The following is a 13061-nucleotide window of genomic DNA, read 5'->3' as shown; positions in this document are numbered from 1 at the left end:
CAGGCCCCTGGTGGTGAAGGTTGATCTTGGTCGACAACCCTTCTACCAGGGGCTATCTGCGTTGCGGATCAAGGATGATGATCTGCAACGGACCCGTGACCTGCAGCGTCACGGTGGAATGGGCTCACTATGCTCGCGATCCCGAACGAGTCGTAACCGCGATACTCCACCCTGGCCAAACGGGCCAGCAATTCGGGCACGACATCGTCGTCTTTTGATGTCATCCCTACGAGACCGCACACCGTGGCACCCCCTCTGTCGAGCACGGATCACCGAATGGCACCGTCCACCCGGAATGCGACAACCGCCTCGTCGCTGTCAAAGAGGTCAGGGCTGACCCGTAGCCTGGGCTGGTCCGGGAAACCGATCAACAGCGGATATCGCTTCTTGCCCGCTCGCCGCTTCCACGTTCTCACAAGGTCGCCGGTCAGCAGACGAAGGGGCAACAGAAATTGCTTTCCTCGCGTGGAAAGCTGATGGTTACAGTAAGGCGCTATCTGGTAGATGGTTCGCAAGGTCACGTCCCCGTACAGATTCAAGAACGCCACCTTGCTGATCTGACGTGACTGAATCAGGACGAGACGATGTCCAGGTGCGCACACCAGGCGTTGACACTGGCCACCTCGTCCTCGTTCCACGAGGAAAAGGAGTTTCGGTCCAACCGATAAATGATCGTCTTGTACTTGCGAAACGCGACGCTCTCGAAAACCTCTGACACCCGCAGGAGTGTGTCGGCCGAAGACCACCGCCGCTGTAAGCGGATCATTATGGCCGCGGCGATCGCGGCGCCCAAGCCCGACACCGCGGACGCTATCGCAGCGATGAGATTGAGCACCGCGGAACCGGACATGGCTCGAGCACCTCAGGTCACAAACGAGCGCCGCCCCTCGAGAGCCCTGTGGGCCCACGGTGCGATCAATGTAACCTACCTTCGCTGGTTCATCGAGCCTCGATACCGAGGAAGCTCTCGACGAATTCCGCCGTCTGCTCCCAGCCCTCTACCGCGACGCACTCCACGCCCATCGCCTTGACGGGATAGTCATTGCCGCCCTCGTCGAGACGATCACCGACAAACAGCACGTCATCAATTCCGAGGCCAGTAGCTTCGAGCAAACGGCCGATGCCATACGCCTTGTCGACACCCTTTCGCGTGATGTCGACCGACGTCGAGCCACCACTGCGAACCTCGAGACCAGGCAGGCGTTCCGCGACATGCGCGCACAATCTGCGCCGCTTGGAGCCGTCGGGATCCCAGGCATATTTCGAGCTGGGCGGGGCCTGCTGGCCCAGGGCAGAGAAGGTGATCTGACTGCCTCGGTCCTCGATGATCTCCCCCCAGGGATCATCGGCCCACAGACCGAGCTCCTTGGCGCTCTGCGTGAGCACCTGGATGATCTCAGCCTTCTCGGCGTCACTGAAGTCTTCGGCATAGACGAGGCGCCACTCGGCCTTCTCCCAACGGTAGTAGCGCGTCCCGCACGTCGGCATGAGATGCAGCCTGGCGCGATGCCGGTCGCCGACCGGCAGATGCCTCAGCACCTGGTTCTGAAACTGGCTGAACTGGCCGCCGGAGATAACGCAGACGTCCACCACATCGAGCAGACGGGCCAGGAGCTCCGCCATTCGATCATCAATCTGGGACTTGGACACCGCCAAGGTGTCATCCAGATCGAAAGCGAGCAGGGAGAATTGGCGGTTAATCGGAACTCCTACGAAATCGACCGCGGGCACGTGCCTCGACTCTACCGGCGCAGGCAGGCGACGCGCTTCATCGATCCCGGTTCGGATTGGCCGAGCGTAGGATCCGAAGATGGCCGCGTCGTCCGACCTCGACGGCGTCGCCGACAGGCTCAGCACCAGCCCGTGCCGGCCTGGCGGCCTCCCTGACCGCGTTGGCCAGCGCCTCGAGATCGTCGGAGCTGGGCGAGGCGCCGTCCGTCGGCAGCCGCACCACCTCCCAACCGCGGGGAGCGGTCAGCCGCTCGGCGTGTTCGGCGCACAGGTCGTAACAGTGTGGCTCCGCGTACGTCGCCAGGGGGCCGAGAACCGCGGTCGAGTCGGCGTATACGTACGTGAGCGTGAAGACGGCAGGCTGGCTGCAAGCGGTGCGGGAACAGCGGCGGACGGGGCTCACGGAGGGACCGTATCTGGTAAGCGTGCGAGGCGCCACTACCTGAGCGCTCTTAACGAGCGTGTCGCCACAATTCGGACACCTGTCGCAGCCTTTCCACCTACATGCCCCGATGACACCACCGCCCACAACCTGGCCGTATCCCGAGACCACCGCAATTGTCCCCCACAAAAGGATCACTTAACGGTCACCCTCACACCAGCAGCACCACGCGGCCCCACTGCCCGGCGCAACGATCAGATGACGATCACCCACCGAAACGGCGCCGCCACCCTGAGAACGGGCGTGGCCTCCCCTTAGACTTGCCCCTGTGACTCCGAAGCGCGGTCCCAGACGGCGCGATCGCCACGGTCGCGGCCTCCGCGGCCCGCTCGCCCCCTCCCACGTTCCCATGGCCAAGTCCCGCAGCGAACGCTTCGACGACCTCGTCCTCGACGCCGTCGACCGCCTCCGCCCCCGCTGGGAGCGGCAACTGTCGGCCGTGGAGTTCGCCGTGGAGGAAGTGCCGCCGCTGAGCGAGCTGGATGACGGCCCGCGCCTGACCTCGGAGCCGATCCCGTTCGGCCGCGCCGACGCGGCCACCGGCCAGAGCCCGGCATCGGTGGTGGTCTACAGGCGACCTTTGGAGGCCCGGGCAAGGGACCGCGACATGCTGGGCGCCATGGTCCACGACACGGTGGTGGAACAGGTGGCCGTGCTGCTCGGCCTCTCCCCCGAAACCGTTGACCCCGGATACGACGACCGCCGCTGACCGGGCATCGAAGGGCATCCGCAGACTCGATGACACCACTTCAGTCCCTCGATCAACGGCTTGTACTGCTCACATGCCCAATTCTTGGCCCAGCGCATAGTCCTTGATCCGCCGCACTGCGCGGCCTGCTGTCTCGGCGCCAATGACAGACACAGCGATGAGTTCTGCCGGCTCAACAAGTCCAACCCTGCGAGCCGAACGACAGGAGGCCCGACATGGGCGAGCGAGTCAGCACCGCGATCACCGGCATCAGGACTGTAGCCATCCCCGTCACCGACCAGGACCGCGCCGTCGAGTTCTACGTGAGCACCCTGGGTCTGGAAAAGCTCCTGGACGCCCCGATCGAGCAGCTTGGCGGGCGGTGGATCGAGGTGGCGCCTTCAGAATCGACGACCTCGATAGCGCTCGTTCCCGCGTCCCCAGAGGCCCCGACCGGCGTCGAGACCGGCATCCGCCTCACGACCGCGGACGCCGCATCCCTGCACAATGAGCTTGTGAAGCGCGGGGTCGACGTGGGCGAGCTGCTGCTCTGGGAAGGCGTCCCGCCGATGTTCACCTTCCGCGACCCGGACAGCAACGGTCTCGTGATCGTCGAATAGCGAAAAGGGCTTCGCCATGGCGAGCAATCTCGACAAGGAGTTCACCGCGCCACTGCTGAAGAGCCCGAGCCAGGGGGGCTGGACGTACGTCGGCATTGGCGCGCGGGTCGTGGTCGCGTTGCCAGATGGCCGCCCACTTGTCCGGATGGCCATGAAAACAACTTGCAGCGCGGGCATGGCAGAGAAAAGATTTCTGCATGATCCGGGTCGATGGGTTAACCAAGGTCTTCCGCCGGCCACGCACCTTCTCCGGACCCTTCGGAGCTTTTCGCACGCTCGTCACCCGCCAGCATGAGGAGACCACAGCCGTCGACGATGTCAGCTTCGAGATCGAAGAGGGCGAGGTCATCGGCTACCTGGGGCCCAACGGCGCCGGCAAGTCCACCACCATCAAGATCCTCACCGGCATCCTCACGCCGACGAAGGGCACCGTGGAGGTCAACGGCCTGGTGCCGTGGCGTGACCGCTCGGCCAACGCGCGCCACGTCGGCGTCGTCTTCGGCCAGCGCAGCCAACTGTGGTGGGACCTGCCGCTGATCGAATCGTTACGCCTGGTGGGCTCGCTCTATGACGTTCCCGCTCCGCGCTTCGAGACGTCGCTGAAGAAGCTGCGCGACCTGCTGGGGCTGGACGACTTCCTCGACACTCCGGTCCGCCAGCTCAGCCTCGGCCAGCGGATGCGCGGCGACCTGGCAGCGGCCGTGCTGTACGAACCTCCGCTCCTCTATCTCGACGAACCGACCGTCGGGCTGGACGTGCTGGCCAAGGAGGCGGTCCGCGACTTCATCGTCGAGACCAACCGCGTCGGGCGGACCACCGTCATCCTGACCACGCATGATCTGGCCGACGTCGAGGCGCTGTGCAAGCGGATCATCCTCATCGACCACGGCCGGGTGCTCTTCGACGGCACCATCGACGCGCTGGTGAACCAGCCCAGGCGGCTGGTGGTCCTGCTGGAGTCCGAGCCGGAGCAGGTACGCGGCGTGTCCCGGGACGCCGACGGCCGCTACGTCTTCGACATCCACGACGACCTGCCAGGCCTGATCGCCTCGATCGCCGCCGAGCAGACCATCCGCGACATGTCGATCGTGGAGCCTGACCTGGAGAGCGTGATCAAGGGGATCTACACCCGATGACCCGCATCGGCTTCCGCCTCGCCCTGGCCTACCGCAGCAACATCATCATGACCTGCGTGGCACTCGTCGCCCAGGTGTTCCTGTTGCGCATGATCTGGACGTCGGTGTACGGCTCGCGCCCCGCGGCCGCCGGCCTCACGCTGGAGGCGCTGCTGGCTTACCTGACCTTGGCCAACTTACAGGCCTTCGCCACCCACACCATCGTCTCCAGCACCATCCACCACCGCATCCGTACCGGCATGGTCTTCTTCGACCTGGCCCGGCCGATCGGCTACCTGCGGCAGATGGCCGCCTTCCAGATCGGGAACACCCTGGGCGGGCTGCTGATGCTCGCGCCGGTCATCCCGGTGGTCCTGCTGGTGGGCTCGATCACCGTGCCGGTCAACGGTCCTGGCTATGTGATCACGCTCGTGCTCGGGTACGTGATCGCCGTGCAGCTGGCGCTGCTGATCAGTCTGATCGGCTTCTGGACCATGGAGATCGGCGCCATCTCGCTGCTCTACCGGCTCGTCAGCCAGTTCTTCGCCGGGACGATGGTGCCGCTCGCCTTCTTCCCCGGCGTCCTCGGCGAGGTGGCCGAGATCCTGCCTTTCAAGTACATGGGGTACGTGCCCGCGGCGGTCTACGTCGGGCACATTTCCGATATCGCAGGTCCTGTTGTGGTTGAGCTCGCCTGGATCACAGGGCTGTGGGCCCTGCTCGTCCTGACCTGGTCCCGCGCCCATCGAAGGGTGGTGGTCCAGGGTGGCTGAGGTCCTCCGCGCCCTGCGCCTGTACGTGCTCCTCCAGCGCGCCTCGGCCCGCGGCGCCATGCAATATCGCCTCAACACCGTGATCGGCATCATCAGCGGCGCCATCTGGCAGGGCACCGGGTTCGCCTTCATCTGGGTGGTGATGCACACCTTCCCATCGCTGGCGGGCTGGGGACTTGCGGAGATCGCCTTTCTGTACGGCCTGCGCCTGACCGCCCACGCCCTGGCGATGATCCCCCTGATCAGCGTGAACGACATCCACTCGGTGGTACGCAACGGGGAGTTCGACCGCTTCCTCCTCCGTCCGCTCAATCCCCTCGTCCAGCTCATGGGCAACCGAATGGGCATCAGCCAGTTCGGCGACCTGCTCGTGGGCGTCACGCTGCTCGCCGTCGCCGGCCAGAACGCACATGTCCAGTGGAACGCCTGGCTGATCGCCTTCTGCTTCGTGGCGATCGTCGGCGGCGCCCTCATCGAGGCCGCTTTCTTCGTTGCCCTCTGCTCGCTGTCGCTGCGCATGATCGACACATTCGCCCTGCGTGTCTTCGTCGACGACATCTTCAGCAAGTTCGGCTCGTACCCGATGAAGATCTTCGGTAGCACGGTCGAGTGGCTGCTCACCTTCGTGTTGCCAGTCGCCTTCGTGGCGTACGTGCCCTCGGGCGTCGTGCTGGGCAAGCTCGACAACCCCTGGGCCCTGGCGGCCCCGCTGCTGGGCGTGGTCCTGGTCGCGCTGGCCTACCTCATCTGGCGGCGTCAGCTCGACCACTACCAGAGCGTCGGCCACTGACGCCGAAGAGCTACGGCTGGACCACGTGAGGCGTGTCGGTGAGAGGAGGGAGCAAGGTCCACATGCGGGCCGGCGCCAGGGGCTGGGCCGTGATCAGCAGGCCGGTCTTGAGGCGCTCCTCCACCACTCGCCCGCCGTACACCTCCCCAGAAACGGGTGTGACGACGACCGCGAAGTCGCCTTTCGCCTTCAGCGGGACGTTTCGCGTCCGCGCCGCCGGCACCTCCACGTCGAACGGTGGCTCCGCCTCTCCCTTCCCCGGCACGACCTGTACCCGTACCTTGCCGGGCCGTCCGCCCAGTGCTGTGAGGATCAGGCGGGAGCCGGTGCCGTTGCGGGCCACCGCGCTGCCTAGTTCCAGGGAGGGTGTGCCGGCGGTGAAGGCGATGTCCGAGCGGCCACCGGTGCCGGTCATCACCAGGCCGGCCACGATCGGGGTTTCCGAGGTGAGGACGAGGGCCGCCGAGGAGCCGCCCACGCCGGTGGTCACGTCCACCGAGACGACGCTTCCCGCCGGTACGTCCACCGTCTCGCGGCCCCGCATGGCGTACTCGGCGTCCTCGCTCACCGCCCTCACCCGCACGAGCGCGTCGGTCTCGCCGGGGGCGGCGACGAGGAGCTCGCGGCGGCCGCCGCCGCCCGGAATCCCGGGGACGACGACGCGCGTCGCGGGTGGTGCGGCTGCCGGGAGCCAGTCGACGCCTCCGGTCTCGAGCGTGGTGCGGGCGGCGACGGCGACGCGGCCGAAGACGGTGGTGACGCTCACGGCCATGATGTCGGCCGACGGGGCGAGCGTCCTCATGTCGATTTCGCGGTGCTCGCCGGGCGCGATCTCCAGGCCGATCCCCTTGTCGCCGGAGACCGGGCCCTCGGCCGCGTGGACCTGTACGTCGGCCAGCGCCGGCGCCTTGTCCGCGTTCGTGAGGTGCAGGATCACGCCGGCGTTCGCCGGTCCGGGGCCGAGCAGCCAGGTCACGGGGGCGGGCTCGGTGCAGCGTACGCCGGCCAGGCCGCGTGCGGCGCCCCGGGTGGCGCGGGTGGTGTAGCCGGCCTCCAGCGCGGCGGGGCCCTTCGTCACGTGCGGCTTGGCGTCCGCCATCGTCTCGTGGGACAGGCCGCCGGGCAGGTACACGCCGACCTTCTCCCCCTTCGTGCCGGGACATACGACGGTGACCGACTCAACCGCCACCTTCCGGGGTGCAACCTGCCCAGGGGCGGCAGGGGCGGCCGGTCGGGTGACGTACGCGACGCCGTACAGGGCCACCAACGCCACGACTACCAGCGCTAGCAGGCCGAATCTGTTCTCGACGAAGGACTTCATGACGCCCCCGCCAGGACCGCGCCGGGCGCCGGCTCCACAGCCTCCTGCTGACTCTCACGCCGCCCCGGCGCGGCCAGCACGGCGAATACCAGCACCATCGCGGCCTGCGTCCACAACCACGGCTTGTGCAGGGCGCTCTCGGGCTGCGCGGGCACGCGGGTGACCGGTTCGACGACGCGCCACAGGCCGCCGGCCTCCGACAGGCTCATGCGCTGCAGCGCAGGCTGGGAGTCGAGCGTCCTGGTCAGCTGCGGCGCGACCGGCGGCGCCACGGCGACCATCGCGATGCCGTGCTGCGCCAGCGTGGCCGCGTCGCCGCCGCGTCCGCCGGCCAGCCCTTGGGCGGCGGTGGCCACGCGGGTGCGGGCCTCGGACGCGACGGGCAGCTCCGCTTCGCCGAGCAGCGGGGTACGCCCGTACAGCACGGTGAACTCCGACCCCTTGATCACCAATGTGCGTTCCCCCTGGACGGTCTTGGAGGCGGCCAGGGCAGGCAGCACGTCGGGCGCGTCCCCGGCGAGCGGACCGCGGACCCCGGTGGTCACCCAGTAGCCGGCGGCCAGCAGCGGCGTGCTGAATGCCACGCCCACCATCACCGTCGCCCCCAGCCGCCGCAGGCCGCCGCCGGCGCGCAGCCCGGCCAGGCGGTGCGCGGTCAGGCCCACGAGGACGACCAGCCCCATCCCCGCGAACGCCAGCGGTACCCCAGGCCACACCCGTGTCCCCTCGACAGAGAACCGGGTGACCAGGATCGCGGCGAGCATCCCGTACAGGGCGACGCCCCAGCCGACGGCGACGATCATGCGCCGGCGGCGCAAGAGCAGCGCGGACAGCGCCGTCGCCAGCAGCCCCGCCGTCACCCAGAACGGCGGCAGCCCCGGCCCCCCAGGGGCCAACGCCAGCAACAACTCGGGGGCCGGTGCGGCGTCCACCAGCGCGGGATCGTGCAGCCCGGCCTCCAGCAGGAGCCTTCCCGGGGCGCTCACCAGCGTCGCGAGCCACGGGAACAGCAGCGCCACCGGGACGAGCAGCGCGATGGCCATGGACACCGTGACGCCATCCCGCCGCCCCAGGCCAGGTGCGCGGCCATCCCGGCCCACGCCGCCGGCGCCGGCCCGCCGGCCCGTACGGCTCCGCCGCGTCGCACCCCGCCGTCGTCCCGCCGCCAAGGACAGTCCGCCCAGCACCGCCACCATCGGGTACACCAGCGGCACGAACGCCGTCCCCGCCCCCAGCAGCAGCCCGAGCGCCCAGGCGGCGCGGCGGGCGGGACGGCGTTCGGCGGACAGGAGGGTCGTGCCGAGCGAGGCGTAGACCGGCAGCAGCACGAACACCACCGCCGTGCCCAGCCGTCCCGCCGCGATCGCGCCGGTCGCGACGGGCAGCAGCGCGTACGTCCCCGCCGCCCACGCCCGCGCGGGCACCGAGGGGATGAAGTGCCGCGTGGCCAGGTACGCGGTGGCGCCCGCCAGCGGCACCGAGCCGAGCAGCAGCACCGACACGGCCAGCCACGTCTTGCCGAAGGCGAGCGTGGACACAGCGGCCACGACCGCGACGTACGGCGGCGCCCAGGCGTCCGAGCCGAGCCCGATGTCGTGGAATCCTTCGGTGTAGAACGCCCAGAGGTCGCCGGCGCCGCCGATCACGGGCACCAGCGCGCCCCCGCCGAGCCGTTCGCCGCCGAGCAGCGACCGCTCGGCGACCAGCGAGATCGCGGTCAGCGCGAGCATGAGGACGACGCCTGGGCGGGACAGGAATCGTTTGACCGCGCCGGTGTCCGGCGGCGGGAGGACCTCGTCCTCCTCCGCGGACACGTGGTGGTGGCGGCCGGCCGAGTCGACAGGGGCCTCGCCGGCGAGGAAGCTCTGCGCCATGTCGATCAGCCGCTGGTAGGCCGCACCCGGAGGCGTCATCAACCGCTTGATGCGGACATATCCCTTCTTACGGCCGTGGCGGCGGGCGCGCCGCGCCCTGAGCAGCCGGAACGGGTGCACCAGGATCGACCCCATGGCCACCATCTCGTCCAGCGCGTTCGCGGGCTGTTTGCTCACGAGGAACAACAGCGTGCGAAAGGCCGAGCCGAGCACGTTCCGCAGCAGTGCCCACACCATGGCGCGAAAGGGCAGGTTCGCCATGACCACGAAGATCGCGTTTCGCCTGTCGAGCCGGCGCGGATGGTCGCCGCTGACCGTGATACGCCGTCGCCTGCGTGCCGCCGCCTCGGCATGCCAGGCCACGGCCGAGGTCACGACCAGGACCTTGTGCCCGGCGTTGCGCACCCGCCAGCACAGGTCGAGGTCGTCGCGGAACAGCGGGAAGAACGGGTCCAGCCCGCCGGCCTCCTCCCACACCTCGCGGCGGATCAGCATCCCGGCCGTCGACACCGACAGCACGTCGCGCGTGCCATCGTGCTGGCCCTGGTCGAACTCGCGCGGCTCCAGCCCCGTGTCCCTGCGCCCGGTGCGCCCCACCGTCACGCCGATTTCGAGCAGGCGTCTCTGGTCGAGCCAGTCACGCAGCTTCGGGCCGAGCACGGCCGCCTTGGGATCGTGGCCGGCCGCGGTGAGCAGGGCTTCCAGCGCACGCCTGTCGGGGGCGCAGTCGTCGTGGAGCAGCCAGATCCACTCGTCGGGCCCGCGCGAGGGCAGCCTTTCGAGCGCCTCGGCGACGGACTCGGCGAAGGCGGTCGAGCGCGGCAGAGAGATGACGTTGCCGCTGCCGAGCGTCTGGGCGAGCAGGTCGGCCGAGCCGTCCCTGCTGCCGTTGTCGACGCCGGCTACGCGATCGGGTCTGCGGCTCTGGCCGGCCAGCGCACGCAGCGTCTCTCCGAGCCAGCGCGCGCCGTCGTGGGCGACGACGATCACAGTGACGTACGGGCGGGACATGGGCGGGTGACTCCTGGGGGGATGATCAGGCGCGCCCACCCTACAGGCGAAAGCGGGTCAAAGAGGTGCGAAAAGGGTCACGCGGCAGTGCCGCGTGACCCTCTCTATGATTAAACGGCCTGGCGTTTGATCCGTCTGCGCTCCCGCTCGGACAGCCCACCCCAGATGCCGAACCGCTCATCGTGCTCAAGTGCGTATTCAAGGCACTCGGCACGGACCTCGCACGATCGGCACACCTTCTTGGCCTCTCTGGTGGAGCCGCCCTTCTCCGGGAAGAACGCCTCCGGATCGGTCTGCGCGCACAACGCGCGCTCCTGCCAGCCGAGTTCTTCAGCGTCAAGCTGATCCTGTGCGATGACCGGATCGGTCACTGCACACCTCCCTGCCGCCCGCCCGCAATGGAGCCCCCCATGGACGCCTTCCTTAGTACCCACCCACCGGAAGGCGTAACAACATGGTTGTAATTACACGCGCGTGTCGTAGCTGACGTCAAGCGGCATGCAGGTATCCGGGGAAAGACTAGACCTCGCCCCGGTGTGCATAGCATGTGATGTTCTCGCCCGGCCCACCCCATCCGCGCAATGGTTTCGGTCAGGCTCGTTCAACCTGCCAGCGGTCCGAACCGTATCAGGGCGGGATAGACGCCCGCCCGCGACGCACCCTCTCTCTAGCTGTTCATTGCCGGTCCGTTACCTGCGTGGCTCGTTGGGGGTATATATGGCGGTCGGGTCAATGGGGTCGTCCCCCGGGCGGCCGCCGAGGGGATCTCCCCGGTATGCCGACGGGTCGAGCCGCATCGTCGACTCCCCCTGGTCCTGCCCGCCGGCCGGCGCCTGGTGGGTCGGCTGGTAGGGACGGGGCTCGTAGGCGCCCTGCTGGGGTTCGTACGCGCTCTGCTGCTGGGGCGGCTGCTGCGGCTGGCCGAACGGGTTGTCGTACGGCCCTGCCTGGGCGGCGTAGTCCGGCACGCGCAGGTCGGGCGCGGTGCCGGCGGTGGCCGTGTGCTGATACGTCTCCGCCTGCTGGTAGGCGTCCATTAGCTGCTGGGAGCGCGGGTCCACGGGCGGGTCGGGCACCTGGTAGGCGTTCGGGGTGGCGAACTCGGAGCCCGAATAGCCGGTGAACGGGGTGCCGCCCTGCTGCGGCTGGTCGAACGCGCTCTGCCCCTGGTACGGCGGCTGGAACGGGACGTTCGGCGAGGTGTCGCCCGTCGGGTAGGAGGGCTGCTCGGCCGGGGTGTCGAAGACGTCCTGCGGCGCGTACGGGCTCTGCTCGTTCGCGGGGGGCGCGTAGGGGTCGTTCGCCGGGGGCGGCGCGTACGGGTTCGGGCTCGGCTGGGCGTAGAGGTTCGGCTGGCTGTCGGCCGGGACGTAGGGGGCCGGCTGGTACTCGGCGGCCGGGGTGTTGTACTCCTGGGCCGGCGGGAAGCCCTGGGGCTGCTGCTGGTCGGACGGCGCCGGCGGGAGCGCGGCCCTGACCGGCTGGTACGCCTCCGGCTGCGGCTGGCCGTAAGCGGGCTCGGCGGTCTGGTGGGGCTGGGCGTCGGCGGGCGGCGCGTAGTGCCCGGGCTGACCGCCGCCGAAGCTCGGCGGCTGCTGCCCGTATCCAGGCTGCTGCCCCGACGGCGGCTGCTGCCCATAATCGGGCTGCTGGCCGTAGGCGGGCGGCGCCTGCTCGGGCTGGCCGTAGCCAGGTGCCGCCTGCTCCGGCTGACCATAGGCGGGCTGCTGGCCGAAGGCGGGCGGCGCCTGCTCCGGCTGGCCGGAGACGGGCTGCTGGCCGGAGACGGGCTGCTGGCCGTAGGCGGGCTGCTGCCCGGACATCGGCTGCTGGCCGTACCCGGCGGGAGGCTGCTCCTGCTGACCGAGACCAGGCTGCTGCCCGGACGGGGGCTGGCCCATCTGCGGCTGCTGACCATAGCCGGGCTGCTGACCATAGCCGGGCTGCTGGCCGTAGTCCGTCTGCTGGCCGTAATCCGGCTGGTGGCCGGACGGCGGCTGCTGACCGTACGCGGCGGGAGGCTGCTGTCCGTAGCCGGGCTGGGGCTGGCCGTAGGCGGCGGCCGGATCCTGCGGGCCACCGGCGAAGGGCGGCTGCTGGCCGAACTGGGGGTGGTGGTAGATCTGCGCGGCCGGACGCTCGGGCAGGACCTGCGGGATCAGGTACACGAGCGCGATGGCGGTCAAGGCCAGCTGCGGCACGCCCAAGAGCACGAACTCCACGACGTCACGGGCCCCGTCACCGGCGAACAGCCCGAGCAGGAGCGCCAGCATGCCGAACACCGACGCCAGGAGCAGCCCGACCGCCGCCCCGTACATGATCGGCTTGGCTTTGGGCGACGGCTGGCCGACTTTGGTGACCAACAGGACCGCACCCAGCAACAACGCCACGGCGACCGGACTCGTCACGCTGAAGAAGTTTGAGGCCGCGCGGCCTGTGAAGGTCGAGCTGGACGACGAGCCGATCAGGATGTGACCGATCGCCAGCAGCACGTTCATCAGCCCGGTGACGAGCATGACCCAGGCGGCCGGCTCCTTCAGCCGGGCGACGTCAAGTTTGCTCACAAATACCCCCAACGGACCCTTTAGCCCGAAGGGAGTTTGCCACATCGTCACGTCGGGCGACGGGAGTCCCAGCAACCCCTTTCATCTCAATTAGGCCTACACCAGCAAGTACAGCTCTGAAAGTGGGGAAAA

The 13061-nt window shown here is 68.9% G+C and carries 12 protein-coding genes; 5 read left to right on the top strand and 7 right to left on the bottom strand.

Going from position 1 to position 13061, the window contains the following annotated elements:
* Nucleotides 1-571: 571 nt before the first annotated feature.
* From Q9G87_RS32505 to Q9G87_RS32495, 3 genes are all read right to left on the bottom strand, one after another.
* Nucleotides 572-850: a hypothetical protein gene (locus tag Q9G87_RS32505; RefSeq protein ID WP_305920344.1), complete on the bottom strand. Its 279-nt coding sequence runs from the start codon at nt 848-850 to the stop codon at nt 572-574.
* 89 nt (nt 851-939) lie between these two features.
* The gene (locus tag Q9G87_RS32500; protein ID WP_305920343.1) at nt 940-1731 is read right to left on the bottom strand and encodes an HAD-IIB family hydrolase; all 792 of its coding nucleotides are present in this window, start codon (nt 1729-1731) and stop codon (nt 940-942) included.
* Nucleotides 1732-1768: 37 nt separating this feature from the next.
* Complete coding sequence (locus Q9G87_RS32495) at nt 1769-2134, bottom strand: DUF3499 domain-containing protein (RefSeq protein WP_305920342.1); 366 nt, start codon at nt 2132-2134, stop codon at nt 1769-1771.
* 307 nt (nt 2135-2441) lie between these two features.
* Between Q9G87_RS32495 and Q9G87_RS32490 the strand changes: the two genes are divergently transcribed.
* The 5 genes from Q9G87_RS32490 (at nt 2442) to Q9G87_RS32470 (ending at nt 6159) form a co-directional block, all read left to right on the top strand.
* A complete protein-coding gene (locus Q9G87_RS32490) occupies nt 2442-2882 on the top strand; it encodes a metallopeptidase family protein (protein ID WP_305920341.1) in 441 nt (146 codons plus the stop codon).
* A gap of 215 nt (nt 2883-3097) precedes the next feature.
* The gene (locus tag Q9G87_RS32485; protein WP_305920340.1) at nt 3098-3481 is read left to right on the top strand and encodes a VOC family protein; all 384 of its coding nucleotides are present in this window, start codon (nt 3098-3100) and stop codon (nt 3479-3481) included.
* A 197-nt stretch (nt 3482-3678) separates the two neighbouring features.
* Complete coding sequence (locus tag Q9G87_RS32480; protein WP_305920339.1) at nt 3679-4617, top strand: ABC transporter ATP-binding protein; 939 nt, start codon at nt 3679-3681, stop codon at nt 4615-4617.
* On the top strand, nt 4614-5369 hold the full coding sequence (locus Q9G87_RS32475; RefSeq protein ID WP_305920338.1) for an ABC transporter permease: 756 nt from the start codon (nt 4614-4616) through the stop codon (nt 5367-5369). Before Q9G87_RS32480 ends, Q9G87_RS32475 begins: the two co-directional genes overlap by 4 nt.
* On the top strand, nt 5362-6159 hold the full coding sequence (locus tag Q9G87_RS32470) for an ABC transporter permease (RefSeq protein WP_305920337.1): 798 nt from the start codon (nt 5362-5364) through the stop codon (nt 6157-6159). Before Q9G87_RS32475 ends, Q9G87_RS32470 begins: the two co-directional genes overlap by 8 nt.
* A gap of 10 nt (nt 6160-6169) precedes the next feature.
* On the opposite strand, the gene Q9G87_RS32465 is transcribed toward Q9G87_RS32470, so the two are convergent.
* From Q9G87_RS32465 to Q9G87_RS32450, 4 genes are all read right to left on the bottom strand, one after another.
* Nucleotides 6170-7480: a DUF5719 family protein gene (locus tag Q9G87_RS32465; protein WP_305920336.1), complete on the bottom strand. Its 1311-nt coding sequence runs from the start codon at nt 7478-7480 to the stop codon at nt 6170-6172.
* Nucleotides 7477-10365: a glycosyltransferase family 2 protein gene (locus Q9G87_RS32460; RefSeq protein WP_305920335.1), complete on the bottom strand. Its 2889-nt coding sequence runs from the start codon at nt 10363-10365 to the stop codon at nt 7477-7479. The genes Q9G87_RS32465 and Q9G87_RS32460 overlap by 4 nt, the downstream gene beginning before the upstream one ends.
* Nucleotides 10366-10475: 110 nt before the next feature.
* Nucleotides 10476-10736: a WhiB family transcriptional regulator gene (locus Q9G87_RS32455; protein WP_020546325.1), complete on the bottom strand. Its 261-nt coding sequence runs from the start codon at nt 10734-10736 to the stop codon at nt 10476-10478.
* Between the two features lie 318 nt (nt 10737-11054).
* The gene (locus tag Q9G87_RS32450) at nt 11055-12929 is read right to left on the bottom strand and encodes a hypothetical protein (protein ID WP_305920334.1); all 1875 of its coding nucleotides are present in this window, start codon (nt 12927-12929) and stop codon (nt 11055-11057) included.
* Nucleotides 12930-13061: the final 132 nt, after the last annotated feature.

The sequence above is a fragment of the Nonomuraea turcica genome (assembly GCF_030718205.1).
Classification (GTDB): Bacteria; Actinomycetota; Actinomycetes; order Streptosporangiales; family Streptosporangiaceae; genus Nonomuraea.
The sequence above is the reverse complement of the archived record's forward strand: the minus strand, read 5'-3'. Positions and strand labels throughout refer to the sequence as shown.

Bases quoted from the DNA above. Each gene is read 5' to 3' on its own strand.
- Q9G87_RS32475 (WP_305920338.1), top strand. From the start codon at position 4,614: ATGACCCGCATCGGCTTCCGCCTCGCCCTGGCCTACCGCAGCAACATC.
- Q9G87_RS32480 (WP_305920339.1), top strand. From the start codon at position 3,679: ATGATCCGGGTCGATGGGTTAACCAAGGTCTTCCGCCGGCCACGCACC.
- Q9G87_RS32465 (WP_305920336.1), bottom strand. From the start codon at position 7,480: ATGAAGTCCTTCGTCGAGAACAGATTCGGCCTGCTAGCGCTGGTAGTC.
- Q9G87_RS32485 (WP_305920340.1), top strand. From the start codon at position 3,098: ATGGGCGAGCGAGTCAGCACCGCGATCACCGGCATCAGGACTGTAGCC.
- Q9G87_RS32460 (WP_305920335.1), bottom strand. From the start codon at position 10,365: ATGTCCCGCCCGTACGTCACTGTGATCGTCGTCGCCCACGACGGCGCG.
- Q9G87_RS32505 (WP_305920344.1), bottom strand. From the start codon at position 850: ATGTCCGGTTCCGCGGTGCTCAATCTCATCGCTGCGATAGCGTCCGCG.